Below are 25,750 nucleotides of genomic sequence, written 5' to 3'. Positions count from 1 at the left end.
ATGTCCGAAACGGTGGCCGCGGCGCCTCTCGATCCCAACCTCGTGATCGATCCCAAACGTGACCGGCTGGTCATCTTCGCCTCCACGCTCGGCACCATCTTCGAGTGGTACGATTTCTTCATCTACGGGACGCTGGCGAGCGTGATCAGCGTCCAGTTCTTCCCGACAGCCAATCCGACGGCCGGGCTCCTGCTCGTGCTTGCGACCTTCGGCGCGGGCTTCGGCGTCAGGCCGCTCGGCGCGATCCTGTTCGGCATCCTCGGCGACAAGCTCGGACGGAAATACACCTTCCTCGTCACCATCACCCTGATGGGCTTCGCCACCGCGGCGGTCGGCCTGCTCCCCACTTATGCACAGATCGGCATCATGGCGCCGATCCTCCTGGTCACGTGCCGGCTGTTGCAGGGCCTGGCGCTGGGCGGCGAATATGGCGGCGCCGCGATCTACGTCGCCGAGCATGCGCCGCGGAACAAGCGCGGCCTCTACACCAGCTTCATCCAGGCGGGCGTGATCGGCGGCTTTCTGCTCAGCGTGATCGTGGTGGTCTCGACGCGTTCGGTCCTGGGCAACGAGGCGTGGAACAGCTGGGGCTGGCGCATTCCGTTCCTGCTGTCGGTCGCCCTGCTCGGCATCTCCCTCTGGGTCCGGCTGAAGCTGAAAGAGAGCCCGGTCTTCAAGGCGATGAAGGAGGCCGGCAAGACGGCGCGCAACCCGTTCAGGGAAAGCTTCAAGGGCCGGCACCAGCTGAAGATGATCTTCGTCGCCCTGTTCGGCATCGCGGCGGGCCTCACCGTGATCTGGTACACCGCACAGTTCCAGGGACTCTACTTCCTGCGCAATTCGCTTCGCATCGACGACGTCTCGGCGGAAGTCATGGTGGGCGTCTCCGCCTTCTTCGCGACCTTCTCCTTCATCTTCTTCGGCTGGCTCTCCGACAAGATCGGCCGCAAGCCGCCGATCGTCTTCGGCTATGTGCTGACGATCATCCTGCTCTTCCCTTTGTTCCACTGGATGGCTTCGGCGGCGAACCCGGAGCTGGCCGCGGCGATGCAGCGCAATCCCGTGACCGTGCAGGGCGGCAACTGCACCTACAACCCTTTCGCCCAGGGGCCGCAGGCGACGCCCTGCGCGCGCGCCGTGGGGGAGCTCACCCGGCGCGGCATCGCCTATGACGTGCTTCCTGCGGAGGGCTGGGGCGGCGACACTTATCAGGTCCGGGTCGGGCCCAATGTCGTGAACGCGGAAAGGCCGGCGGAGCTCGAGCCGGCGCTGCAAGCGGCGGGCTACCGGCTGGAGAAGACCGTCCCGAGCTTCGGCAAGGCGCTGCAGGTGGTGCTGGCGATCACGATCATCGGCTTCCTATCCGGCATGACCTACGGGCCCGTGGCAGCCTTGCTCGTCGAGATGTTCCCGGCGCGGATCCGCTATACTTCCCTCTCGGTGCCCTATCACATAGGCACGGGCTATTTCGGCGGCTTCCTGCCCTTCATCAGCCAATATATCGTGACTCGAACCGGGGATCCCTTTTCGGGCCTCTGGTATACGATCGGTGTGGTCGCGATGGCCCTGATCGTCACCCTGTTCTGGCTCCCGGAAACCGCGGGCAAGAACCTGGATTGACAGGGAGGGGCAGGGCGCGTCAGGCGGGGCCGATGGTCCACAATCCCCTGCGCCTCCGCATCGACGGCGACGCGCTCGTCTCCAACTGGCACTGGCTGGCGCACCGGAGCGGCGGCGCGGAGTGCGGCGCGGCAGTCAAGGCCAACGGCTACGGGCTCGGCGCGCGCCAGGCGGTGAAGCGGCTGCAGGGCGCGGGCTGCCGCGCCTTCTTCGTCGCCACCTGGGCGGAGGCCGAATTGCTCGCGCCCTGGCCGGGCGACCTCGAGCTCAGCGTGCTGCACGGGGCGATGCCGCAGGACATGGCGGCGGCGAAAAGGCTGCCCGCGCGGCCGGTGCTGAACAGCGCGGAGCAGGTGGCGCGCTGGCGCGGGACCGGCAGGCCCTGCGACGTGATGATCGACACCGGCATCAACCGGCTCGGCGTCAGCCCGGGGGAGGTGGCCGACGGCCTGCTGGACGGCCTCAGGATCGAAACCTTGATGAGTCATCTCGCCTGCGCCGACGAGGACAGCCCGGTGAACAAGGCGCAGCTCGAGGCCTTCCGCGCCATTGCCGGCAAGGTCGACGCGCGCCGCCTCAGCCTCGCCAACAGCGCCGGCATCTGCCTGGGCGCCGACTATGCCTTCGGCCTCACCCGGCCCGGCCTTGCTTTGTATGGCGGCGTGCCGAGACGCGAGGCGCAGGGCCATATCCGCCAGGTCGCCCATGTCGAGGCGCAGGTGGTGCAGCGGCGCCGCGTCGAAGCAGGGGGGAAGGTCGGCTATGGCGGCACCTTCACCGCCGACGAGGAATGCGAGCTGCTGATCCTCAATCTCGGCTATGCCGACGGCTATCTGCGCGGCTTTTCCAGCCGCGGGCGGGCGAAGGTGGCGGGCCAGTGGGCGCCGGTCGCGGGCCGCGTCTCGATGGACCTGACCGCGATCAGGATCGACCCGAAGGCGGAGGTCGGGGAGGGCGACTGGGTCGAGCTGGATTACAGCTTGCCGGAGGCGGCGGTGCAGTCCGGGCTCAGCCAATATGAGCTGCTGACGACTCTGGGCAGCCGGTTCAAGCGATTCTGGAGCTAACCCATCACCTCGAACTCGCCGATCCGGTGCTCGGCGGCGGTCCAGCTTTCGGTCGAGCGGTCGAGCGCCTCGTAATCGCCGCGGTGCGCGTCGAGGAAGGCTTCGAAGTCGGCGCGCGAGCGCCAGATGTCGAGCGTGAGATAGGAGCCGTCCTCGGCGCGGAACAATTCGGTGCCGCGATAGCCCTCGCCGCGGGCGAAGAGCTGCGCCCAGGCGCCGGTCGGCGCATAGGTCGCCTCGAAGGCGGCCCGTGCCTCCTCCCTGACCTCGTAGCGCCACACCAACGCGATCATGCCCGCCGCTCCCTCGAGAGCGCGCAAATTACCGGCTTTGGGGGACGTGGACAAAGGGGGGCGGGCGGTTCCGGCCGGGCTGTTTCGGAATGACACGGCGGACGGCGCCTTTCTCAACGGCGGGCGGCAGGGATCCGGCGGTAGAGCGCTTCGGTCAGGCTGAACAGCCCGAACACCATCACGCCGGCGGCGACCGCCAGCTGGACCGTTCGCGGCAGCGAGCCGAGCGCGTCGTCTATGCCGCCGGCGACGCCCGCGCTGTGCGTCTGCGCGGCCCGTACGAGCAGCCAGCCGACGATGAGGAACACCGCCCCCCGGGCGCTGTAGCCGACCCGGCCGAGCCAGGCGATCCACGGGCGGTCTCTCGTCTCAGGCTTGAAGTGACGCAGGAATTTCAGCGTCCAGGCCTTGCGGAATTGCTGGATGCCGGCGCCGGCCGCCGCGGCTGCGCCCAGGTAGAGGAGCCAGTCGCCGCCCGGGAGGCTGAGCGCCATCGCCGCGCCGTTCTCCGGTCCGTCGGCGCCGCCGCCGCCCCTGGCGTGAAGCACGGCCAGGACGGCGCCGATGCCGAAGCCGAGGTGGATCAGGCCCGAGCCCGCGCCGCCGAGCCGCACGGCCACGCGCCCTGGCGTCGCTGCCCCGATCCTCGCGGTCGAGCCAGGCTTCGAGGAACCGCCAGGCGGCATAGCTGAAGAAGCCGGCGGCCATGACCGCGACGAGCAGGCCGCCGACCCGGGTTTCCAGATAGGAAAGGATGCCGCCCGCATCCTCGGTCCGGCCGCTGGCGATGGCGAGCCAGCCGATCGCCCCGTACATCAGGCCCCGCGCGCCAAAGCCCAGCCGCGTGACGACCTCAAACGCCTGCATGTTGGTCGATCTCGCAAGTCACGCCCGGCAAAACGGTGCCGGTGCGAGACCGTTCCGGCTCAGTCCCGCTCGACGCAGAGAGCGATGCCCATGCCGCCGCCGATGCAGAGCGTGGCGAGGCCCTTCTTGGCGTCGCGCTTCTGCATCTCGTAGATCAGGGTGGTGAGGACGCGCGCGCCCGAGGCGCCGATCGGGTGGCCGATGGCGATCGCGCCGCCATTGACGTTGACCCGGTCGCCCTGCCAGCCAAGCTCGCGGCCGACCGCCAGCGCCTGGGCGGCGAAGGCCTCGTTCGCCTCGATCAGGTCGAGATCGGCGATCGTCCAGCCGGCCTTCTCCAGCGCCTTCTGCGAGGCCGGGACCGGGCCGATGCCCATGATCGACGGATCGACGCCGGCCGAGGCCCAGGAGGCGACGCGGGCGAGGATCGGCGCGCCGCGGCGCTCGGCCTCCTCGCGGCTCATCAGGACCAAAGCAGCGGCGCCGTCATTGATACCCGAGGCGTTGGCGGCGGTGACGGTGCCGTCCTTCTTGAAGGCGGGGCGCAGGCCCGAGACGCCGTCCAAAGTGGCGCCGGTGCGGATATATTCGTCGTCCTCGACCACGGTATCGCCCTTGCGGCCTTTCACGGTGACCGGCGCGATCTCATCCCGGAAGCGGCCCTCGGCCCGCGCCTTCTCGGCCTTGTTCTGGCTGGCGACGGCGAACTCGTCCTGCTCGCCGCGGGTCAGCTGATATTGCTCCGCCAGATTCTCGGCGGTGATCCCCATATGATAGCCGTTGAAGACGTCGGTCAGGCCATCCTTGATCATCGTGTCGACCATGGCGAGGTCGCCCATCTTGGTGCCGGGCCGCATGTTCGCGGCATGGGCGGAGAGGCTCATGCTCTCCTGGCCGCCGGCGACGACGACGGTCGCATCGCCGGTCTGGATCGCCTGGGTAGCGAGGGCGACCGCGCGCAGGCCCGAGCCGCAGACCTGGTTGACGCCCCAGGCCGGGACCTCCTTCGGGATGCCGGCGGCCATCGAGGCCTGGCGGGCGGGGTTCTGGCCCTGCGCGGCGGTCAGCACCTGGCCGAGGATCACTTCAGACACCTCTTCCGGGGCGACCCCGGCTTGCGCCAGCGCGGCCTCGATGGCGACGCGGCCGAGCTCGTGGGCCGGGGTCGAGGCGAAGCTGCCGAGGAAGGCGCCGACGGGGGTGCGCTTGGCGGCGGTGATGACGACGTCGGTCATATTGCGAGTCTCCGGGAACGGTGGGATCGGCGCGCGCCTAGCATTTTGCTGCAGCGCGGGAAAGCCAGGCGGCGAGCGGCTGCCAGAGCGCCTCCACGCCCTTCGAGCCGACCACCATGCCGACATGGCCGAGGCCGAGATCGAGCTGCTCGCCGGCGCGGGCGGCGCTGGCATGGGGGACGATGCGGTCGGTGGTCGAGACGATGTTGAGCAAGGGAATGGCCAGGGCGGCAGGTTCGATAATCTCGCCGCCCACGCGCCATTGGCCGGTGCCGGGAAGGTCGTCGCGGAACAGGCTTTCGAATATCTCGCGGGCGGCGGCGCCGGCGACCGGCGGGCCGTCATTGGCCCAGTCCTCGAGCCGGACGAAGGTGCGCGCCGCCTCGCCTTCCAGCGTCGCGAAATCCTCGAACTTGGCGACCGTGCGGGCCGGATCGAGCGACCAGAAGGCACTCTGCAGCACCTCCATCGGCAGCACGCCGAGCGCCTGCACCGTGCCCTCGGCGCCAGCCCAGAGCGCGCCGAGCTTCTCCCGCGATTCCGCAGGAAAGCCATTGAAATGCCAGGGCGCGGCGATGGTCGCGAGGCTGCGCACCGGGCCGAGTTGCGCGGCCGCGAAGGCCATCGTGCCGCCCAGGCAATAGCCGACCAGATCGACCGGCTCGCCGAGACCTTCGAGCAAGGGCAAAGCGATGTCCTCGACATGGCCGGCGACCGACAGAGCGTGCCGGTCCGGGCCCGGCCAGCCCCAGTCGAGCAGCAGCACGCGCCGCCCCCCGGCCGCCAGCCAGCGCAGCAGCGAGCGCCCGTTCATGTCCAGCACGCTCGGCGGGTTGATCAGCGAGGGGATGAACAGGACGACCGGGCCGTCGCCGCCATAATCACGCAGCGTCGCCCCGCGCCGTTCGGCGAGCGCCGGCATCGGCGCGGGCGGCGGCTCGCGCGCCGCCTCCTGGTAGCGGCGCAGGCCGGCGAGCGCCGTCTTCATCCGGGACAGATCGTCCGCGGTTTCGCTGCGCAGCATGGCCAGGAAGAGGGGCAGGGGCCGCGGGCGATGTTGCGGTGCGGCAAGCCTTGGTGCTAGGCTGCTGCCTTCATCCTGCAAGGAGCCTGTCATGGCGGCGTCACGGTCCCCGGACGATGTGGTCATCATCAAGAAATATGCGAACCGGCGCCTCTACGACACCGAAAGTTCGACCTATATCACGCTCGAGCGCCTGGCCGAGATGGTCCGCCAGAAGCGCGAGTTCCAGGTCGTCGACGCGAAGAGCGGCGAGGACATCACCCGCTCGGTGCTGACCCAGATCATCATGGATGAGGAAGCGCGCGGCTCGACCATGCTGCCGGTCAATTTCCTGCGCCAGCTCATCTCCATGTATGGCGAGCAGATCCAGTCGGTGGTGCCGCAATATCTGGAGGCCTCGCTCGACCAGCTGCAGCGCAACCAGAGCCAGCTCCGCGACGCCATGGCCGGCGCCTTCGCCGCCAATCCCTTCGCCGAGATCGCGCGGCGCAACATGGAGATGTTCACCGCGGCTGCGGCCGGCGGCCGGACTGCCGGTGCGGACGACGCGCCCGCCCCGTCAGCGAAGCCGGGCAGCGACGACAACAAGGCCGAGCTGGCCGGGCTCAAGGCCCAGCTGGCCGAGCTGCAGAAGCAGCTGGACCGGCTGAGCAGCTGAGCCTCAGCGCGGCCGGACGAATTTCAGCGTCATGCGGTCGCTCTCGCCGATCGCCCGGTAGCGCGCCTCGTCGCCATGACGGAGCGCGGGCGGCAGCGTCCAGACGCCGTTCGGCCAGTCGGCGGTGTCGCGCGGATTGGCGTTGACCTCGGAGGCGCCGACGAAGCGGAAGCCCGCCTGCTCGGCGAGGCGGCGGACGGTGGACACCTTGATATAGCCGCTGGTCCGCTCGCGCTCGGCGCTGGCATTTTCCGGCAGGCGGTGGTCGACGACCCCGAGCGTGCCGCCCGGCTTCAGCATCCGGTACATCTGGCGGAAGGCCTCGACGCCATAGGGCTGGTTGCCCCGCTGATAGCCCATCTGGAAATTGTGCACGTTGCGGAAGGTGAGCACGACGTCGGCGCTGCCGTCCGGCACGCCCGTCTCCGCCGGCTCGAAGGTCGGGAAGGTGGCGAGCCGGATCGCGCCGTAGAGGTCGGCATTGGCACTCATCAGCCGGCGCATGCCATTGTGGCCGTTCGCGCCCATCGAGGCGGCATAATAGGTGCCGCCGCCGCGCCGCAAATAAGGCGCCAGGATCTCCGTATACCAGCCGCCCGCCGGCCAGATCTCGACCACCGTGTCCGAGGCGCGGACGCCGAAGAAGGCGAGGGTGGGCTCCGGATTGCGATAGCGGTCGCGCGCGACGTTGGCCGCGGTCCGCGACGGCGCCGCGATGGCGGCCTTGAGCGAGGTCCTGTCCGTCCTGCGCAGCTCCCGCGCCGTGCCCGCCGCGGCGGTCAGAGCGAGGCCGGCGGCGGCGAGGCCGAGAAACAGGCGCGGCGCGGTCTGGCGGAACATCACAGTCTCCCTAGATAGCAGTCGAGGACCCTGTAGGGGCAGGCGGGACGATGACGCAAGGCTGGCTTTGGGGCGCGGACGGGGCGGCGCTGGCACTGGTCCTGGTCGCCGGCGTGGCGGACTGGCGCCGCCACCACCGCCGCGACATCGATGCCCATGGCTGGATGCCCTGGCGCGGGCTGCAGGCGCTGGGCTTCTTTGCCTTGCTGGCGCTGACGACGTTCGCGCTGCGGACGGGGTGACCCCGGATCGCGGTCCGGGGCAGGCCCCGGATTGTGGTCGGGGCAGGCGAGCGCGGAAGCTGACACGCCGGAACCTGACAAAGCTGACACGATAATCCTACAGGCTGCGGGCGGCGAATGTTCCCAATGGTCGCGCTGACGGGCCTGTTTGGGGGTGTGTCGTTCAGGCTGCGGGCGTGCTGGCTGAACAAGTGTGGAGAAGTGGAGAATATGCTTCGCGCGGGGACCTTCGGGGCCCGGCGGGGTGCGCGGCGCCGCGTCGCGAATGACGCGAAAGTCACGATTGTCACACGGGAACGCCGGGGGGGCCTCCGGGCGGACGGCCTGCGCCGGCACGCGTGCGGGGCGCGCGGGAGGGATTGAGGAAATGGAGCCGGGAGTCCGCATGCGGCGAGTCTGGCATGGGGAATCCTACATTGGTAGAGAAAGTGCAGTGGAAGTTTTCGGCGCGTCGTGGCCGATCGCGGACGGTCTTCTTCTGAGCGGAATCACCTCAGAGCGGACATCGCGGGGGTGGTCGAACAGTTGGCTCGTGATCAGCGCCGCGTCGGTTCCTGGCACTTTGCATCAATCAACCGACGAGTTCCTTCAAACGCCGAAATTCTACCCGGTCCTTTAGCGGGGGCTCAAGCTCCGCGAGCGCGTCCAATGCCTCCGCCAGCTGATAAGGCATTCGAGTGCGATCATCGGAGGTGATCGCATTTAGCAGCATCAGCGCCGCCGCCGGATGTTCTCGCGCGATGTTATCGGGATCGGTCCGGTCCTTCGAAATCCGATAGGTGAACATGTCCGCATTCTGAACCGGCCGAAGATAGGGCAGGACCGTTCGCACCGCATCGGGAAAACCCGCGCCTGCCTTCTCAGCTACCTGAATGAAGCCTCTGGTTGCCTCCTCGCTGCGAAAGCGCAGCTGCCGGGGCCAAGCTTTCTCAATGAAGGGCTTAGCGAAACTAGCCCAATTCCCCTCTCGCTCGGTTGCGGTGGCGAGCGCCCATAGTGCATGACCGCGGCTAGTATGATCGACCGCGGCAAGCACTTCTCGGACCTCGGAGAACGAGAATACCGCACCTTCGGCTTGGTCTGGGCTGGACAGCCAAACTAAGCTCTGCACGAAAGTCTGTTGTTCGCTCGGGTCGAGGGTCCATGAAGCGGAGCCCTTCAATATTCCTATCCAAGACGCTTTGAGCTGATTCAAAATCTCAGCGGTCAGAGAATTCTGGTTGGCCGCGAGGCCATGCCAAGCAGCTTCGGCAAGCGGGTGGTCAAGCCTAAACATTGGCAGGATGAATGATGTCGTCCACTCATCATAGCAGTAGGCAATCCAACCTAACCGCCTGGTGAGCATTGCGACAGCGTGCCCAGCCCCGTCGCCCGGCACAGAGACGAGCTGTCTGAAGCGAAGCGTTAGCGCCTTGGGCGGCGCATGGACTTTCTTCGCCTTGCGGCGCGTCAGGCTCCAAAGCGCCTCTGTCAACGTCCCTATGGGGCTGTTGAGCGCTTTGCTCACTGAGACTTCGGATCGATCTTGGACAACTCCACCGACGCTCGTGGTGCCGATACTGCTGCCAGTAAGCTGAGGCTCAGCCAGCAAGTAGGGAGCCAAAAACCCGTCAAAGACGCTCAACGCCTCGCGGCGGTCGTGCGCATACAGCTCCGGCAGATGTTTTTCGAGCCACTGCGGGGCGTAATAGCGCAATTCAAGAGCTTGTTCTGTCGAGAGCGATGCAACGGTGTGTGCAAGAAGCCGCCGCGAACGAAGCGATGTGCCGTCAGGCCAACGATACAAAAGGTCATGCCAGAATCCGATTGGGAACTCACCGTGCCGCTTAGCTATGCGCAGCGCGAATAGGGCCCTCATAGGATGGGTTTCGACCAAGCCCTTGAAGGGTTGGTAGTCTCTCAGCTCCCGGAACGGCCGCTCAGATCGTTCTTCGGCAACCCGGACCACGTCGGTGAGGGGAACCGTATCCAAGCCTCGAAGCTCAGTGACTTCTTGGACCCATCCTCCGCGTGGCCCCAAGCTATCATCGGCGTCTTTCGCCCATTCGTCGGACCACCTGTCATCGACGATCTTGAGGCGGTCGAGCGCTTGCTGGGCGTAACTACTCAGCGCGCATCCATTTAACTGGAGCCAACGAAGTCTCGTTGCCGCCTGGGCGCTCCTGCGCCTGCGAAAATCACTTCGCTTTTCATCATCCCTTCTGCTTGGCCCCTTCTCAAGCCAGCGTTCGACCGCCCGCCGCTGCCTCGCCGAAAGGTCCGGCCAGCGTGCCTTCAAGAAAAAGAGAAGCTCGCGCTGACTATAAGCGTCCCAAGCCGCATCCGCATTTAGCGACTGGAAGACGGGAAACACTTGGCTGGCATTCACGAGCGACGGCTTTGCAGCGGCCCACATCCTGAGTTTCGGAAAGATCCGAGCCTCACCGGCGGGCCACGCTTCAAATTCCTTACGGGCGGCGGTGGTATCCTGATCCAGCAGCGTCTCAACGAGTTCCTTAAACCAAAGAAAGAACGCCTCCTTCTTGCCGTAGTAGGTCTCGCCAGGTTCGTCTGAGGGATACAAGGTTGGTGCGTGCCAAAACAGATCACCTGTCTCACTCAACAGTTCCGAGACGCGGATCAGTGACCTCCGCATGATTTCGGCCATTTGAGGCTGGGCCTCCGGCGGAAGGTCAACCTTGTGGCCGTGCCTATCGAGGACACGGACCGATAGCTCAATGACTCGCCAGAGCGGTTTGTCGTCCCAATCCCCTTCAGGCGGCTTCGGCGCGGCCAGTGTTCCCCGCGAAACTTCAACGTGGGGAGTTACACACCGCTCAAAAAATCGTGCGACCGCAGGAGTCCAACCGGACTGCTTGAGCAGCCCCTCAAACTCGAACCACGGATATTCGCGGCCGTGCACTGCAGCTGCCTCGTTAGCCTCGAGATAGAAGCTCCAAAACAGTTGAGCAGGGGCCGGCATTGGGTCGCCGTGCCGATTCCTCAGTCGAAGGGCGACGAACCAATGCATGTTCGGATTGAGGGACTTCCAACCCGCGGCCCACCAAACGGCTGAGGGTTCATGGCATCTACTGCCAAACCATCGCGCCAGGTGGTGCAATCTTTCCGGCAATGGATTGTGCCAAAGAGCATTCCAACCCGGCAGCGAAAGGCGCTCGGGCTCGACGGAATCGCCCTTCTGCCAAGCGAGAGGGTTCTTCGCGCGAGCGTCGAAGGCGCCCTCGCCCTGCGACGGCCTTGGAGGATCGTCGTCTAGGCCAAAGAGTATTTGAGGGTCGATTTCCTTCGCATTGTCCTGCCAGCTCTGCCGCCGAGGTTTGCCGAAGCGAACGTAGGGGTCGAAGACGCAGAGCCATTCGGAACTTATAGGAGGTTCGGCGTCGGCGAACGCTCGTGCCCCGGCCTTCGAGCTGACTAGTTGGACGACCTGGCCTCGCTCATGGGGCCTAAGCGTTGCCGGTCTTTTTCGAGCCAGCGCAATAACCGTTTCGATCCATTGGTCCGGCGCGCGCGCGGCCTTTTGCCCAAGCGCCGATTGTTGACCACAGAGCGGTATGTTTGGGGCCGGCCTCGTAGCAAATTGGGGTGACGCCTCGATCCTGCCAAAGCTCCTCGGCGACCGAAGGACTGCGATCGGTAAAGACGTAGATGGGGGAATCGTAGACCACGCCGTCCCGAACGTGCAGGCCCTCTAAGAGATACCTCATCGGAGGGTCGTCGGCACTGTAGCCGAGAAGAACGATGGTATAGCTTTCCCTCAGCGCTCGGACGAAGCGGGCCGCCCAACCTTCGGCCAAATACGCACGTCCGAAATCTGAGCTGCTTATGACGTAGCTCGCGATCTCGCCGGCGGCGGTGTCGGCAAGCCGTCCGTGAAGGTATACCACACCATTGATCGGCTGGTTCAGTTCAATGTCCGGCAAGCCAGGCGGCACAATTGGCTGGACGCCCTTCGCTGCTCGTTCGAACAGTTTATCAAAGTTCGTGGTCACAACTTGGACTGACCCACCGGGTGCGCGTGATAAGTCGAGAATGTCGCGGTGGCGCGCGAGGGTTTTGGGTTTTTGCTGGCCTAGCGCCGCGTAGATTTGGCGATCGATCTCTGGCCGCCCAAAGTCACGCACCAACAGGTTGAAGACCCTGTCGAAGCTCTGGTTTTCGGAGAGCGCAGTTCGCGCAGCGGCAGCATCCAAATTCGTGATGAGGCGATCGGTCAACGTCCAAAATGTGTCGAGACCGGCAGGGACGGAGACGCCGGCTCCGCAAAAGAAGATTACGTTCCCTTGAGCTTGTTGCTCCAAGAGATGTGCCGGAATGATTGGACCGTTCTCAAAGAACCGCATGGAGTCCAGTTATCGCCAAACACCATCACCGTCACGCTAATGCTCCTAACATTCGATGTGCCCTTGAGCAGACGGTCCGGATTTTGGATCGCGCAATCGCATGCTGAATGTCGGACATGGGCGCAATTGCGACATTCGCGACGAACAGGAAAGGGCGCGGAGTGAATCCGCGCCGTCGGTCCTGTCGCGGGCGCGGCTTATGCCGCTTCCGCGCTGGCCGTCCGGTCCCTTCGACAGGCTCAGGACAGGCTTTCGCGGCTCTTCGCCTAACGCGCGGATCTGCAATCCTCGCCTTACGCTCGGCGCTGCAGACTAACGCGGCTGCACCGGCGCCCGGCCGTCATTCTGCCCTTCGGTGACCTGCAGGCCCGGCACCGGGCGGCTGCGGGCGGCTTCGTCCTCGCGTTGCCATTGCTCGGCGGTCAGGCAGCGGCGGCGGGTGCGGATGTGGCTGCCGACCGTGCGCTGGCCGCCGCCGCGGCAGATGCGCTCATTGCTCTGCGCGGGTTGGGACGCAGGCGGCGCCGCGGCCGCGGCGGCGAGCGCGAAGGCGACGGCGAGCGTGAACATGCTTCCTCCGGACGAGCCCGCGGCAAATCTGCGGCCCGGCCAGCGGGAAGTCAATCGGCGGCGGCCTGGCTAGCCCAGCCCGATTTCGGCGTCCGCGACGACCTCCGGCTCGTCGGCGCCTTCCGCGAACCAGCGCAGGACGAGCGGATGGCCGAGCAGGGCCGCGGCATAGTCGGCGGCCGGCGCGTCGAGGGTCACGCCATAGGTCCGGAAGCGTGAGGCGACGGGCGCGAAGACGATGTCGCCGATGCCGAACGCGCCGGCCAGCCACGGCCCGTCCGCGCCGAAGCGGCGGCGGCCCTCGGTCCAGATCTCAAAGATGCGGGCGATGTCCGCGTCCAGGGCCGCGGTGCGCGGCACGCGGCGGTCGCGCGCCCGGCCATTGTGCGGCATCGCCGTCCGCAGGGCCTGGAAGCCCGAATGCATCTCGGCGCAGGCGCTGCGGACGAACGCCCGCCTGGCCGGCTCGGCGGGCCAGACATGGGGAAAACGGTCCGCGAGATGCAGGATGATCGCGAAGCTGTCCCAGATATGGAGCTCGCCGTCGACGAGCGCGGGCAGCAGGCCGGTCGGCGAATAGGGGAGCACCGCCGCCCGGCTCCCGGGGCGGTAGAGCGGGATCACGATCTCCTCGAAATCCACCTCCAGCCAGCGCAGCAGCAGCCAGGCCCGCATCGACCAGGACGAGTAATTCTTGTTCCCGATGACGAGGGTCAGCGCGCTCACAGCCCGCTCCGCGCGGGCTGCGGCCGCAGCTCGTTGAACTCGAGGACATTGCCGTCCGGGTCGCGCAGGAAGCAGGTCAGGCGCCGCCCCCAGTCGACCGGGCCCTCGGTGATGGCGACGCCATTGCCCTCCGCCCATTCGAGCACCGAGTCCAGCGACGGCACGATGAAGGCGCCATGCGTATAGCCCGGCCATTTCACCGGCTCGTCGAGCAGGATGTTGTGCGCCTCCGGACGCGGCGCGCCGTTGAAGATCAGGTTCACCCGCGTCCCGTCGCTGGTGACGAGCTCGGCCACGCGTTCGTTGGAGAGGTCGGGGTCGAGGACGAAGCCGAGCTGCTCGTAGAAATGTAGCGCGCGCGCGGCGTCGCTGACCCTGATCCCGACATGGTCGTAGCCGGTAATGCGCGGCGGGGCATGGTTCGACATGCCGGACTCATGGCGGGGGTGGCCGCCGGACGAAAATCCATTTCCTTCACACTTGAGTTGAAGAAATTTCAACAAGGCCTATCGTTCGGCCAATGCCCGCCCGTCCGCCCTCGCTGCGCTCGATCACCGCCTTCGAGGCGGCCGCGCGGCACCAGAGCTTCACCAAGGCGGCGGCGGAGCTGAACCTGACCACCGGGGCCGTCAGCCATGCGATCCGGGCGCTCGAGACCCGGCTGGGCGGCGCCCTCTTCCAGCGGTCCGGGCGCCGGGTCTCGCTGACCGCCGGGGGGCAGGCGCTCGCCTCGCGCATCCGGCTGAGCGTGGCCTTGCTGGACGAGGTGTTCGATCTGACGCCCTGGCTGCGCCGCGACCGGCTCGTCGTGACCACCTTGTCGTCGATCGCCGAGCGGATCCTGCTGCCGGCGCTTGCGGAGCTGAAAGGCGCCCTGCCGGAGACGACGTTCGACATTCGCTGCAGCAGCGTCCTCGCCGACTTCGACGGCGACGTGGACGTCGCCATCCGGTTCGGCCCGGGCGGCTGGCATGGCCTCGAAACCAGCCATCTCGCCGACGAAAGACTGTTTCCGGTCGCCAGCCCCCATTATCGGGGCGGCGCGCTGCCGGCGACGCTGGACGATCTCGCCGGCTGCGCGCTCATCCACCATGCGGACAGCAACTGGCAGCTCTGGCTCAATCCCGTCGGGATGAGCGCCAGGGACCTGCGCTCGACGCTGGCGATCGACGATGCGTCGCTTGTCCTGGAGGCTGCGGCCGCCGGCCACGGCCTCGCCCTCGCCCGGGCGCGGCTGGTCCAGCCCGACCTCGACAGCGGCCGCCTCGTCCGCCTCTTCGACCATGATGTGGCGGCCGAATATGCCTATTGGGCCGTGTGGAACGGAAGCTCGCCGAAACGCGCGCTGATCAAGGCCTTCGTCGAGCGTATGCAGGAGGCCTTCGCCTGACGGCGACCGCTGGAGGCGGCGCGGACTGAATTCGCGCCGTCGGTCCTGTCGCTCTGCGCATTGTGGTCCGGCGAAGGCCGGACCGCTGACGAAAAGTCCCTGAGTGTCTCCCGACGCTCCGGCCTGCGCCGGAGCACAGAGTGCATCAGCTCAAAGGCAAGCTTCGAGGTACGGCTGGTCGAAGCCGAACTGCTTGGCCTTTTCGAGCGTGTAGGGGCGCAGGCCCATCGAGCGATATTCGCCGATGATCTTGCCGTCCGCGGTCTCGTCCAGATATTCGAACTTGAACAGCTCCTGGGTGACGATGACGTCGCCTTCCATGCCGATCACCTCGGTGATGTTGGTGGTGCGGCGCGAGCCGTCGCGCAGGCGCTTCACCTGGACGATCAGGTCCACGGAATCGGCGATCTGGCGGGAGATCGCCTCCTTCGGCACCTTGATGTCCGACATCATCACCATGTTCTCCATACGCGCGAGGCATTCGCGCGGGGAGTTGGAGTGAAGCGTGGCCATCGAGCCGTCGTGGCCGGTGTTCATCGCGGCGAGGAGATCGAAGCACTCCGCGCCGCGAATCTCGCCGAGGATGATCCGGTCCGGACGCATACGCAGGGCGTTGATGACGAGGTCGCGGATGGTGATCGCGCCCTGGCCCTCGAGGTTCGGCGGACGGGTCTCGAGCGGCAGCCAGTGCGGCTGCTGCAGCCGAAGCTCGGCCGCGTCCTCGATGGTGAGCACGCGCTCGCCCGGGTCGATCAGCTTCGACAAGGCGTTGAGCATGGTCGTCTTGCCGGAGCCGGTGCCGCCGGAGATGATGATGTTCATGCGGCTGGCGCCGGCGATCTTCAGCACCGTCGCCATCTTCTCGGACATCGAGCCGAAGCCGCGCATCATGTCGATGGTGATCGGCTTCTCGGAGAATTTGCGGATCGAGATGGCGGTGCCGCGCAGCGAGAGGGGCGGGATGATGACGTTGACGCGGCTGCCGTCCTGCAGGCGGGCGTCGGCGAGCGGCGTGGTCTGGTCGACGCGGCGGCCGACCTTGTTCACGATCCGCTGGGCGATCTGGAGCAGGTGCTCCTCGTCGCGGAACTGGATCTGGGCAAGCTCGAGCCGGCCCTTGCGCTCGATATAGGTCTGCTGCGGGCCGTTCACCATGATGTCGCTGACATCCGGGTCGTTCAGCAGCTCCTCGAGCGGGCCGAGACCGAGCAATTCGTCGACCAGCACCTTCTCCAGAGCGAATTGCTCGCGCCGGTTGAGGTTGATCTTCAGCTCGGCGAGCACCTCGCCGATGATCGGGCGGAATTCCTCGGCCAGCTCGTCCTTGGAGAGGGTGGCCGCGGCTTCGGGATCGACGCGCTCGAGCAGGCGCGGCAGCACCTGCTCCTTGATGCGGTGGATCGAGGCCTCGAAGCCCTCCGAGCGCGAATCGCCCTGCGCGCCGGACTGCGCCTGGCGGTCGGCCAGGCGGGCCATGGCGTCGGCATGGCCGTTCGGCAAAGAGGTGGTGACCGCGCCGTCAATGTCGAGCGCCTCGGGCTCGATCGGCGGAAACTGGGCGCCGCCCGCGTCCGCGGGCCGGGGCTGCGCCGGCGCCGGTCCCTTCATCGGCTGGGCCGTGCCGAAGCTCGGCCGGCCGCCGGTGCCGGAGGTGCCGTTGCGTCGTCCGAAAGCACTCATCTGGTCATTCTATCCCGTACTGGTCTTCGCGGGCGTTCCCGGATCGCAGGGTGAATAAGTGTGAAACTTTGACAATTAGCTAACCGGCCGCGAAGGCGCGGGCATGACCGCACCGCCGCAGCAGAACGTCCGCGCCGCTCTGCTGCTCGCTCTGGCAGGCTTCGCGATCCTGTCGGTCGGCGATGCCGTGGTGAAGACGATGGCGGGGCAATGGCCGGGCACCGCGGTGGCGATGCTCCGTTACTGCGCCGGCGCGCTCGGCCTTGCCCTGCTGGTCGCGCTCGTCGAGGGACGCAAGGCGTTCCGCATCCCGCTGCCCTGGCTCCAGCTCGCCCGGGGCGCGGGCGTCGCCCTCGCCACGATCTGCTTCTTCCTCGGCGTCATGGCGATCCCGCTGGCGGACGCGACCGCGATCCAGTTCACCAGCCCGATCATCACCGCCATGCTGGCGCCGGTCTTCCTGAAGGAGCGGACCGGCGTCGCGGTCTGGCTTGCCATGGCGCTGGCCTTTGCCGGCGTGCTCGTCGTGCTGAGGCCCAATCTGCTCGCTTTGGGGCCGGCGGCGCTCTATCCGCTCGGCGCGGCCGCCGGCATGGCCTGCCTCGTGATCTGCAACCGCAAGGCGGCGGGCGCGGCCTCGCCCCTCGCCATGCAATTCTATGCCGCCCTGATGGCCGCGCCGATCATCACCGCGGCGACGCTCCTGCTCGCCGCGACCGGCCTGCCGGGCTTCCAGGTCGGTCTCCCGCCGGCGAGCGTCGTCGTGAAATGCCTGCTCGTCGCCTGCTCGGCGACCGGCGGGCACATGCTCATCTATATGGCCGCGGTCCGCGCCTCGGCGGCGGTGGTCGCGCCGATGACCTATGTGCAGCTGCTGGTCGCGGGGGCGTTGAGCTGGGCGATCTTCGATACCGTGCCGGACCTCTCGACCTTCGCCGGCGCCGCCCTGATCATCGGCGGCGGCCTGCTGCTCTGGCGCGCGCACAAGCCGAAGGTGGTGCCGGAGCCGGAATAGGGTCGACGCCCGCTCAGTTCCCCCGCGACCCGGAGAGATGGGAGGCGACCACCTGCCAGCGGCCGTTCCGGCGGATATAGACGTCGGTATAGGTGGAGACGTCGCGCCCCGTCTGGCCGTTGACTTCGGCCTCGGTGACGACCGTGCCGCGGAGGATGACGGTATCGCCGTAGCTGCGCGAGGTGACGCCGCGCGTATGATAGCGGTTGGCGGACGGCCCGGGCGGCATTGCGCGCATCTCGCGCAGCAGGTCGGCCTTCGTCTGCAGACTGCCGTTCGGATAGGTGAGGATGAAGTCGTCGGCGACGATCCCGGTCATCGCCGCGACGTCGTTGCGCTGATAGGCGTCGAGCCAGCTGCGCTCCAGCGCGCGGACCTCGCGCTCGGCCGGCGTCCACGCCGCCTCGGCCGCGACGGGCTGGCCTTGCGCCCCCGCCGCGGCGGCAGGGCCCGGCAGGAACAGCAGGAAGGGAAGCGAGATCAGGATCGTGCGGCGCATGGGCAATCCTCCTTCAACGCGGATCCATGTCCCCGGCGGGAACGGAGCCGGAGGCGATCAATGCCCGGATCGTCTCCAGCGCAGGATCGCGGCCGGCGAAATAGGCCTCCGCCGTGAGCTGGACCGGAATATGCGGCGTGACGACGGGTCGCCTGTCCCACGGATCGCTGAGCTGCCAGGTCACGGCGACGATGCCCACACTCAGGCTGCTGTAGGGCAAGGCAAAGAGTGCGTTGTCCCCGAACTGATTGCCGGTCGCGCTGGTCGGCTCCCCGACGAAGATGGGGCGGGCGAGCCGCTGGAGGTCGGTGGTGAGATTGGCGGCAGCCGAATAGGTCCAGCGGCCGATCAGGACATAGAGCCGGTTGCGTTCGTCCGCGGTGAACTGGACGAGGGTACGCAGCAGTTCCGTATAGAGAAAGGTGTTGCCGCCATTGTCATGCCTGAGATCGAGAATGACGTTGCGGATCGGCTGCTCCCGAAGGATGCGGCGAAGCTCCAGCCCGAACTCCGCCAGGCTCTGATCGCGATCCGGCTGGACCTGGTTCAGCTGCACGAACAGCGTATTGTCGGAAATGCGTTCGCTCCAATGGAATTCCGGAACGTTGCGCAGGAACAGCGGCGGCGCCACGCCCGGCGGCGGAGTCAGCTTGGGGCGGGGCTCCATCGGTACGGTGGCAAGCTCGCGGCGGACCGTCTGACCGGACCGCAGCCGAACCGTTACCGCAATCCGGTCGGTCCGCGACGTGACGCCCAGACCCTTCAGAATCTGCGCCATCCGTAACAGCGACGGGCCGGACCACAGGACTTCCATGCCGCTTTCCCGGGTATGGATCTCCCCGACCCGGCGCAGAACCTCCAGCGCTGGAGTCGTCTCGATCGCCACAAGCCGGCCGCCGACCAGGTCGCTCGCGCCCGCGCCGGCTCTCACGATGTAGACCCCGTCCGGAAATGCCCAGAGATCGAGGGGCAATTGCGTGAACGGAAATCGCGCCGACTGAATAGCTGGGATCATGCCGGTATGGCCGTGCCTCAGCGAGGCCACCAACCTCGCGAAACCGACATAGATTTGCTCGTCGGACAGCCTGGGTATGTCTCTGCGCAACGCTTGCTCGAGGCGGGTGAACTCCGCCGGCAGCGGCAGCCGCCTGTAGAATGGATGGACCCGCCTGATTTCCTCGAGCAGATAATCGAGATCCCGGCGCCAGCCGTCGTTCCGGCTCAGGCTGCTCGTGTCGATCCGGCCGCTGATGGCGAGGAAGCGGGGCTCGGTGCGCAGGCTCGCAAAGGCGGGGTTGCTGTAGAGGTTGCTCCGATCCCGATAAGCCTGTCTGAACACCAACTCTTCAAGCACGTCCATCGCGGCCCGACGGTTGCCGGCGGCTGCATGGCTGACCGCCAGGCGGTAGCCGACGCCGGCCGGCGTTCCGGGCCCGCCAATTTCCATCGCCCGGACATAGGCGTTTGCCGCGTCGGCGGGCCGATTGGCTGCCATCAGGGCATCGCCGAACTGGGTCCAGACCCAGACGTCGCAGGCATATTGCCGGACCATCGCTTCGGCGACGGGAACGGCCTCCGCAAGCCGGTTCTCGCCGCGGAGCGCGAGGATGCGGGCGCGTTGGCGGAAATAGGCCACCGGATCGGCGGGTGCCGCCGCGAGGCCGGCGTCGCTGCGCGGCTGGGCCGTGGTGAGCGGCCGCTCACAACGGATCTCAGGCGCGAGGGGAGCCGTGGCGGGCTGGACGGCCGGCGCAGCGCTGGCGCTGAGCAAAGTCAACAGTCCGAAGGTCAGATAGCGGCTCCGCATGTCCGTGCCTCCCCGAAAAGGCCTTTCGCCGTCATCACCGACGGACAGGGGAAGCAAGGATCACGCCAGCGAAAGGGGAGAGGCGAGCAACCGCCATTTTGCGCCGCTCAGGGGCGGGAGAAGGCTCTCGGAAGCTGTTCGATTTCGCACAAAAGCCTGTCCGCCGACGAACAGGCGCCGGGTCAGCCGCCGGCATTCTCCGCGAGCACGGTCAGGCCTTTTTCGCTGACCTCCGCGAAGCCGCCCTGCACCGCGACCTTCTCCGGCTCGCCGGGGAAGGTGCGGTAGATGGCGATCTCGCCGTCGCGCAGGGTCGACATGTAGGGCGCGTGGCCCTCCATCACGCCGAAATCGCCCTCGCTGCCGGGGACGACCACCATCGTGACCTCCTCGGAGCGGAGCAGTTTCTCCGGCGTGACCAATTCGAAGTGGAGGGCCATGTCCTCAGGCTTCCTGCGCCAGCTTCTCGGCCTTGGCGACCGCTTCCTCGATGCCGCCGACCATGTAGAAGGCCGCCTCGGGGAGATGGTCATACTCGCCGTCGACGACGGCCTTGAACGAGCGGACCGTGTCCTCGATCTGCACGAACTTGCCGGGAATGCCCGTGAACACCTCGGCGACGTGGAAGGGCTGGGAGAGGAAGCGCTGGATCTTGCGGGCGCGCGAGACGGTCAGCTTATCCTCTTCCGACAGCTCGTCCATGCCGAGAATGGCGATGATGTCCTGCAGCGACTTGTACTTCTGCAGGATCTCCTGGACGCGCCGCGCGGTGTCGTAATGCTCCTGGCCGACGGTGCGGGCGGTGAGCACGCGCGAGGTCGAATCGAGCGGGTCCACCGCCGGGTAGATGCCGAGCTCCGAGATGGCGCGCGACAGCACGGTGGTGGCGTCGAGGTGGGCGAACGACGTGGCCGGGGCCGGATCGGTGAGATCGTCCGCCGGCACGTAGATCGCCTGCACCGAGGTGATCGAGCCCTTGTTGGTCGAGGTGATCCGCTCCTGCAGCGCGCCCATGTCGGTGGCGAGGGTCGGCTGGTAGCCCACCGCCGAGGGGATGCGGCCGAGCAGAGCCGACACTTCCGAGCCCGCCTGGGTGAAGCGGAAGATGTTGTCGACGAAGAAGAGCACGTCCTGGCCCTCGACGTCGCGGAAATATTCGGCCTGCGTCAGGCCCGACAGGGCGACGCGGGCGCGGGCCCCCGGCGGCTCGTTCATCTGGCCGAAGACCAGAGCCACCTTGGAGCCCTCGGGGGTCGGCTTGCCGTCCGCGTCCCTGGCGATGACGCCCGCGTCGAGGAACTCGTGATAGAGATCGTTGCCCTCGCGGGTGCGCTCGCCGACGCCGGCGAACACCGAGGTGCCGCCATGGCCCTTGGCGATGTTGTTGATCAGCTCCTGGATGAGCACGGTCTTGCCGACGCCGGCGCCGCCGAACAGGCCGATCTTGCCGCCCTTCGCGTAGGGCGCGAGCAGGTCGATCACCTTGATGCCGGTGACGAGGATCGCGGTCTCGGTCGACTGGTCGACGAACTCGGGCGCCGGGGCGTGGATCGGGGCGGTGTCCTCGGCGCCGATCGGGCCCTGCTCGTCGATCGGCTCGCCGACGACGTTCATGATCCGGCCGAGCGTCTTCGGGCCGACGGGGACGCGGATCTGCGAGCCGGTGTCGGTGACCTCCTGGCCGCGGGTCAGGCCCTCGGTCGAGTCCATCGCGATCGTGCGGACCGTGCTCTCGCCGAGATGCTGCGCGACCTCGAGGACGAGGCGGTTGCCGCCATTGTCGGTCTCCAGCGCGGAGAGGATCTCCGGCAGGTCGCTGTCGAAGGTCACGTCGACGACGGCGCCGATCACCTGGCTGATCCGGCCGACATTGTTGGTGGTGGCGGGCTTGGCGCTCGCCTTCCTGGAGGCCGTCTTGGGCTCGAGCATTGCGGTTTCCTTGCCTTCCTAAGTCGTTAGAGCGCTTCGGCGCCCGAGATGATTTCGATAAGCTCTTTGGTGATCGCCGCCTGGCGGGTGCGGTTGAACTCGATGGTCAGGCGGTTGATCATGTCGCCGGCATTGCGCGTCGCATTGTCCATGGCGGTCATGCGGCTGCCCTGCTCCGAGGCGGCATTCTCCAGCAAAGCGCGGAAGATCTGCACCGCGACGTTGCGCGGCAGCAGCGCCGCCATGATCTCGTCCTCGTCCGGCTCATATTCGACGGCGGCGCCGGCTGCGGCCTTTTCGCCGGCCTCGACCGGCGGGACCGGAATGATCTGCTGGCCGACCGGCTCCTGCACCAGTGCGGACTGGAAGCGCGCGTAGAAAAGATGGACGACGTCGATGCCGTCGGTGAGGTAGCGGTCGATCACGTCCTTCGCGATCTCCTGCGCGTCCGCGAAGCTGACCTGCTTGATGTGGCCGGTCTCGTGCTGGTGGACGATCTGCTTCGGGTAGAGGCGCTGGATCACCGCGCGGCCCTTGCGGCCGACCAGGTAGAAATAGACGGTCTTGCCCTCGGCCATCAGGCTTTCCGCCTTGCGGCGGGCGGCGCGGACGATGTTCGAGTTGAAGCCGCCGGCGAGGCCGCGGTCCGAGGTGCAGACGATCAGCATGTGGCAAGAATCCTTGCCGGTGCCGCCGAGCAGCTTCGGGCTCTCCGGGCCGACCGCGACCCTGGCGACGATGCTCTGCACGACGCCTTCCATGCGCTCGGCATAGGGGCGCGCGGCCTCGGCGGCGGTCTGCGCCCGGCGCAGCTTGGCCGCGGCGACCATCTTCATCGCCTTGGTGATCTTCTGGGTCGACTTGACCGAGGTGATCCGGGTCTTGAGCGCCTTTAGCGAGGCCATTTACTTCCCTCTTCGTGCTCCTGCGAAGGCAGGAGCGCTGTGAGTTTCATTCGCAACGCTCCGGCCTTCGCCGGAGCATAGTTCAGTCCGCGATCAGGCAAACGTCTTCACGAACTCGCCGATGATCGTCTTCAGCTCGCCGGCGGTGTCGTCGTCGAGCGTCTTGGTGTCGCGGAGCTTCGCCAGCACACCCTCATGCCCGGCCCGCATATGGGCGAGCAGACCGGCCTCGAAGCGGGTGACCGCGTCGGTCGGGACCGTGTCGAGGAAGCCGTTCACGCCGGCGAAGATGGAGACAACCTGCTCCTCGACCGGCATCGGGCTGAACTGGGGCTGCTTCAGCAGCTCGGTCAGCCGGGCGCCGCGGTTCAGCAGGCGCTGGGTCGAGGCGTCGAGATCCGAGCCGAACTGGGCGAAGGCCGCCATCTCGCGATACTGCGCCAGCTCCAGCTTGATCGAGCCCGCGACCTTCTTCATCGCCTTGGTCTGCGCCGAGGAGCCGACGCGGCTCACCGAGAGGCCGACGTTGATCGCCGGGCGGATGCCCTGGAAGAAGAGCTCCGTCTCGAGGAAGATCTGGCCGTCGGTGATCGAGATCACGTTGGTCGGGATGTAGGCGGAGACGTCGCCGGCCTGCGTCTCGATGATCGGCAAAGCGGTCAGCGAGCCGGCGCCATTGTCCTCGTTGAGCTTGGCGGCGCGCTCGAGCAGGCGGCTGTGCAGGTAGAAGACGTCGCCCGGATAGGCCTCGCGGCCCGGCGGGCGGCGCAGCAGCAGCGACATCTGGCGGTAGGCGACGGCCTGCTTGGAGAGATCGTCATAGACAATCACCGCGTGCATGCCGTTGTCGCGGAAATATTCGCCCATGGTGCAGCCCGTATAGGGCGCGAGGAACTGCAGCGGCGCAGGCTCCGAGGCGGTGGCGGCGACGACGATGGAATATTCCATCGCGCCATTCTCCTCGAGCGCGCGGACGATCTGCGCGACCGTGGAGCGCTTCTGGCCGACAGCGACGTAGATGCAATAGAGCTTCTGGCTCTCGTCATCGCCCTGGTTGGCGGCGCGCTGGTTGATGAAGGTGTCGATCGCGACGGCGGTCTTGCCGGTCTGGCGGTCGCCGATGATCAGCTCGCGCTGGCCGCGGCCGACCGGGACGAGCGCGTCGAGCGCCTTGAGGCCGGTCTGCACCGGCTCGTGCACCGACTTGCGCGGGATGATGCCGGGGGCCTTCACCTCGACGCGGCGGCGCTCGGTGGCGTCGATCGGGCCCTTGCCGTCGATCGGGTTGCCGAGACCGTCGACGACGCGGCCGAGCAGGCCCTTGCCGACGGGAACGTCCACGATCGTCTCGGTCCGCTTCACGGTCGAGCCCTCGGTGATCTCGGCGTCCGAGCCGAAGATCACGACGCCGACATTGTCGGCCTCGAGGTTGAGGGCCATGCCCTTGATGCCGCCCGCGAACTCGACCATCTCGCCGGCCTGGACGTTGTCGAGGCCGTGGATGCGGGCGATGCCGTCGCCGACGCTCAGCACGGTGCCGACCTCCGAGACCTCGGCCTCGGTGCCGAAGCTGGCGATCTGGTCCTTGATGACCTTGGAAATTTCAGCGGCGCGGATGTCCATTTTCAGCCTTTCATCGCTTGCGCGAGGGTGTTGAGTTTGGTGCGGATGGAGCCGTCGATCATCTGGCTGCCGATCTTCACGACGAGCCCCCCCAGAATGGCGGGGTCGACGTTGAGGTCGACGGCGATGTCGCGGCCCATGCGGGTGCGGAGATTCTGCCTGATCGCGTCCACCTGGTCGTCGTCGAGCGTGTGCGCGGAGGTGACCTCGGCGGTGAGCTCGCCGCGGTGGCGGGCGGAGAGAATGTTGTAGGCACGGATCACGGCCGGGAGCTGGGCGAGCCGGCGGTTGCGGGCGAGCACGCCGAGGAAATTGGCGGTGATCGTGTCGAGCTTCATCGCCTCGGCGGTCGCGGCGACGGCCCTCTGCGCCTCGTCGCGGCCGACCAGCGGGCTCGTGGTCAGCGCCTTGAAGTCGTCCGATTCGGCGAGCGCCTGCTGCACGGCGGCCAGGTCCCGGCCCACCGCCTCGAGCTTCTTCTGCTCATTGGCCAGCTCGAACAGGGCAAGGGCGTACCGGCCCGATAAGCTTGCCTGAATGCCGCCGGAAATATCCACGCGCGTCGTAACTCCTGGATCGGATTTGGCCCCTGGCGATTTGCCGAGCGCGCGAGGCGCTCCCGCAGGGTCGCGGGGGCCGTAGCAGGGGCTTTGCTGCGATGCAAGATGGGTGTCGGGACCGGGCAGGGGCTTTGTGGCGATGCGATATCTGTTATGGCGGGAAATGGGGGAGGATCGCGACGATGAGCTCGAAATATGCCGTCCTGATGCTGGCTCTGGCAGCCGCAGCATCGGCCCAAAAGGCTGCCGCCCAGGCGACCGTCTCGTTCACCTCAGCGGGCATACGTTTCGACGTTCCCCTGCCGTCCGGCTATTGCCTGCCAAGGGGTCCTTTCGTCGAATTCGCCCAGCAAATTGCCACTGCGGACGTTCAGAACGTGACGCACTTGACGCTTTATCGCTGCGATCAGCAGAGTGGCGATCGCGTCGTGGACTATATTCTGATCAAGACTCCGAGGCCGGCCCTCGGCACCAGAATCACGCGCGAGCAGCTGATGGCCGATCTCGGCCGGGAATTCGCTGCTATCCCTGCCGGGGGGAGTCTGCTGAGCGACGAGAGTGTCGACGCCATCGAGGGCCGGATCGCTTCCGCTTTGGGCCGTCAATTGGAGATGACCGGGTCCGTGCGTCCGCTCGGCCGTGATTCCGTCTGTGCCTATCTTGGCGGGATCTTTGCGCTCACCATGGCGGGGGGAACCCACAATGTCTCCGCCGGCGCTTGCGTGACGAGCGTGGCTGAGCGGATCATCACGGTGAATTGGTACGGGGCAGACCGCGGCTCCGCAGGCGTTGCCGCATTGCTGGCCCGTGCCCGTCGGCTCGCCACCCTTATTCGCGGGCGGGCGGCCCCGTAAGAT

At 67.0% G+C, this 25,750-nt stretch carries 25 protein-coding genes and 1 pseudogene; 7 read left to right on the top strand and 19 right to left on the bottom strand.

The window, feature by feature from the left end; all coding sequences use genetic code 11:
• Both VEC11_RS12270 and alr read left to right on the top strand, forming a co-directional pair.
• Complete coding sequence (locus VEC11_RS12270) at nt 1–1,620, top strand: MFS transporter (protein ID WP_464131664.1); 1,620 nt, start codon at nt 1–3, stop codon at nt 1,618–1,620.
• Between the two features lie 32 nt (nt 1,621–1,652).
• Nucleotides 1,653–2,687, top strand: coding sequence for an alanine racemase (gene alr, locus VEC11_RS12265; RefSeq protein WP_464131660.1), 1,035 nt, complete (start codon nt 1,653–1,655; stop codon nt 2,685–2,687).
• On the opposite strand, the gene VEC11_RS12260 is transcribed toward alr, so the two are convergent.
• From VEC11_RS12260 to VEC11_RS12240, 5 genes and pseudogenes are all read right to left on the bottom strand, one after another.
• Nucleotides 2,684–2,980 (bottom strand): antibiotic biosynthesis monooxygenase family protein, encoded by a 297-nt coding sequence (locus VEC11_RS12260; protein WP_464131658.1) that lies wholly within the window; start codon nt 2,978–2,980, stop codon nt 2,684–2,686. The genes alr and VEC11_RS12260 overlap by 4 nt on opposite strands.
• A 113-nt stretch (nt 2,981–3,093) precedes the next feature.
• Nucleotides 3,094–3,600 (bottom strand): DUF1206 domain-containing protein, encoded by a 507-nt coding sequence (locus VEC11_RS12255; RefSeq protein ID WP_464131655.1) that lies wholly within the window; start codon nt 3,598–3,600, stop codon nt 3,094–3,096.
• A 46-nt stretch (nt 3,601–3,646) separates the two neighbouring features.
• Nucleotides 3,647–3,847, bottom strand: a pseudogene (locus VEC11_RS12250) (DUF1206 domain-containing protein); the annotation flags it as partial.
• Nucleotides 3,848–3,906: 59 nt separating this feature from the next.
• Complete coding sequence (locus VEC11_RS12245) at nt 3,907–5,082, bottom strand: acetyl-CoA C-acetyltransferase (RefSeq protein ID WP_464131653.1); 1,176 nt, start codon at nt 5,080–5,082, stop codon at nt 3,907–3,909.
• 37 nt (nt 5,083–5,119) lie between these two features.
• The gene (locus tag VEC11_RS12240) at nt 5,120–6,106 is read right to left on the bottom strand and encodes an alpha/beta fold hydrolase (protein WP_464131651.1); all 987 of its coding nucleotides are present in this window, start codon (nt 6,104–6,106) and stop codon (nt 5,120–5,122) included.
• Between the two features lie 91 nt (nt 6,107–6,197).
• On the opposite strand from VEC11_RS12240, the gene phaR reads away from it, so the two are divergent.
• Nucleotides 6,198–6,764, top strand: a complete 567-nt coding sequence (gene phaR / locus VEC11_RS12235; RefSeq protein WP_464131649.1) for a polyhydroxyalkanoate synthesis repressor PhaR — start codon at nt 6,198–6,200, stop codon at nt 6,762–6,764.
• Nucleotides 6,765–6,767: 3 nt separating this feature from the next.
• Here the strand turns inward: phaR and VEC11_RS12230 are convergent, their stop codons facing one another.
• Entirely contained in the window at nt 6,768–7,604 is an 837-nt protein-coding gene (locus tag VEC11_RS12230) for a class I SAM-dependent methyltransferase (RefSeq protein ID WP_464131647.1), read from the bottom strand.
• Nucleotides 7,605–7,654: 50 nt separating this feature from the next.
• Here VEC11_RS12230 and VEC11_RS12225 point away from each other — a divergent pair, with 50 nt between their 5' ends.
• Nucleotides 7,655–7,846, top strand: coding sequence for a hypothetical protein (locus tag VEC11_RS12225; RefSeq protein ID WP_464131645.1), 192 nt, complete (start codon nt 7,655–7,657; stop codon nt 7,844–7,846).
• A 571-nt stretch (nt 7,847–8,417) separates the two neighbouring features.
• Here the strand turns inward: VEC11_RS12225 and VEC11_RS12220 are convergent.
• The 5 genes from VEC11_RS12220 to VEC11_RS12200 all read right to left on the bottom strand — a co-directional run bounded on the left by VEC11_RS12220 (nt 8,418) and on the right by VEC11_RS12200 (nt 13,913).
• The gene (locus tag VEC11_RS12220; RefSeq protein WP_464131643.1) at nt 8,418–10,808 is read right to left on the bottom strand and encodes a hypothetical protein; all 2,391 of its coding nucleotides are present in this window, start codon (nt 10,806–10,808) and stop codon (nt 8,418–8,420) included.
• Between the two features lie 484 nt (nt 10,809–11,292).
• A complete protein-coding gene (locus VEC11_RS12215; protein WP_464131641.1) occupies nt 11,293–12,189 on the bottom strand; it encodes an SIR2 family protein in 897 nt (298 codons plus the stop codon).
• A 312-nt stretch (nt 12,190–12,501) separates the two neighbouring features.
• Nucleotides 12,502–12,759, bottom strand: coding sequence for a hypothetical protein (locus tag VEC11_RS12210; RefSeq protein WP_464131639.1), 258 nt, complete (start codon nt 12,757–12,759; stop codon nt 12,502–12,504).
• A gap of 69 nt (nt 12,760–12,828) precedes the next feature.
• The gene (locus VEC11_RS12205; protein WP_464131637.1) at nt 12,829–13,485 is read right to left on the bottom strand and encodes a glutathione S-transferase family protein; all 657 of its coding nucleotides are present in this window, start codon (nt 13,483–13,485) and stop codon (nt 12,829–12,831) included.
• Nucleotides 13,482–13,913 carry a VOC family protein gene (locus VEC11_RS12200; protein ID WP_464131635.1) on the bottom strand — a complete coding sequence of 144 codons (432 nt, stop codon included), beginning with the start codon at nt 13,911–13,913 and terminating at the stop codon, nt 13,482–13,484. Before VEC11_RS12200 ends, VEC11_RS12205 begins: the two co-directional genes overlap by 4 nt.
• Before the next feature lie 92 nt (nt 13,914–14,005).
• On the opposite strand from VEC11_RS12200, the gene VEC11_RS12195 reads away from it, so the two are divergent.
• Nucleotides 14,006–14,875, top strand: coding sequence for a LysR substrate-binding domain-containing protein (locus tag VEC11_RS12195; RefSeq protein WP_464131633.1), 870 nt, complete (start codon nt 14,006–14,008; stop codon nt 14,873–14,875).
• Nucleotides 14,876–15,025: 150 nt separating this feature from the next.
• On the opposite strand, the gene VEC11_RS12190 is transcribed toward VEC11_RS12195, so the two are convergent.
• Nucleotides 15,026–16,555 (bottom strand): CpaF family protein, encoded by a 1,530-nt coding sequence (locus VEC11_RS12190; protein WP_464131631.1) that lies wholly within the window; start codon nt 16,553–16,555, stop codon nt 15,026–15,028.
• A gap of 103 nt (nt 16,556–16,658) precedes the next feature.
• Between VEC11_RS12190 and VEC11_RS12185 the strand changes: the two genes are divergently transcribed.
• The gene (locus VEC11_RS12185) at nt 16,659–17,570 is read left to right on the top strand and encodes a DMT family transporter (RefSeq protein ID WP_464131629.1); all 912 of its coding nucleotides are present in this window, start codon (nt 16,659–16,661) and stop codon (nt 17,568–17,570) included.
• 13 nt (nt 17,571–17,583) lie between these two features.
• On the opposite strand, the gene VEC11_RS12180 is transcribed toward VEC11_RS12185, so the two are convergent.
• The 7 genes from VEC11_RS12180 to VEC11_RS12150 form a co-directional block, all read right to left on the bottom strand.
• On the bottom strand, nt 17,584–18,069 hold the full coding sequence (locus VEC11_RS12180) for a nuclear transport factor 2 family protein (protein ID WP_464131627.1): 486 nt from the start codon (nt 18,067–18,069) through the stop codon (nt 17,584–17,586).
• 13 nt (nt 18,070–18,082) lie between these two features.
• Nucleotides 18,083–19,876: a hypothetical protein gene (locus tag VEC11_RS12175; protein ID WP_464131625.1), complete on the bottom strand. Its 1,794-nt coding sequence runs from the start codon at nt 19,874–19,876 to the stop codon at nt 18,083–18,085.
• Between the two features lie 182 nt (nt 19,877–20,058).
• On the bottom strand, nt 20,059–20,316 hold the full coding sequence (locus tag VEC11_RS12170) for an ATP synthase F1 subunit epsilon (RefSeq protein ID WP_464131623.1): 258 nt from the start codon (nt 20,314–20,316) through the stop codon (nt 20,059–20,061).
• A 4-nt stretch (nt 20,317–20,320) separates the two neighbouring features.
• Entirely contained in the window at nt 20,321–21,805 is a 1,485-nt protein-coding gene (gene atpD, locus VEC11_RS12165; protein WP_464131621.1) for a F0F1 ATP synthase subunit beta, read from the bottom strand.
• 26 nt (nt 21,806–21,831) lie between these two features.
• The gene (locus tag VEC11_RS12160; protein ID WP_464131619.1) at nt 21,832–22,710 is read right to left on the bottom strand and encodes a F0F1 ATP synthase subunit gamma; all 879 of its coding nucleotides are present in this window, start codon (nt 22,708–22,710) and stop codon (nt 21,832–21,834) included.
• A gap of 93 nt (nt 22,711–22,803) precedes the next feature.
• Nucleotides 22,804–24,333 carry a F0F1 ATP synthase subunit alpha gene (atpA, locus tag VEC11_RS12155; protein ID WP_464131617.1) on the bottom strand — a complete coding sequence of 510 codons (1,530 nt, stop codon included), beginning with the start codon at nt 24,331–24,333 and terminating at the stop codon, nt 22,804–22,806.
• 2 nt (nt 24,334–24,335) lie between these two features.
• Complete coding sequence (locus VEC11_RS12150; protein ID WP_464131613.1) at nt 24,336–24,890, bottom strand: F0F1 ATP synthase subunit delta; 555 nt, start codon at nt 24,888–24,890, stop codon at nt 24,336–24,338.
• Between the two features lie 185 nt (nt 24,891–25,075).
• Here VEC11_RS12150 and VEC11_RS12145 point away from each other — a divergent pair, with 185 nt between their 5' ends.
• Entirely contained in the window at nt 25,076–25,747 is a 672-nt protein-coding gene (locus VEC11_RS12145; protein ID WP_464131611.1) for a hypothetical protein, read from the top strand.
• Nucleotides 25,748–25,750 lie beyond the last annotated feature (3 nt).

The organism is Allosphingosinicella sp. (genome assembly GCF_035626655.1).
Taxonomy (GTDB): Bacteria; Pseudomonadota; Alphaproteobacteria; order Sphingomonadales; family Sphingomonadaceae; genus Allosphingosinicella.
This window is presented reverse-complemented; position numbering and strand designations above follow the sequence as displayed.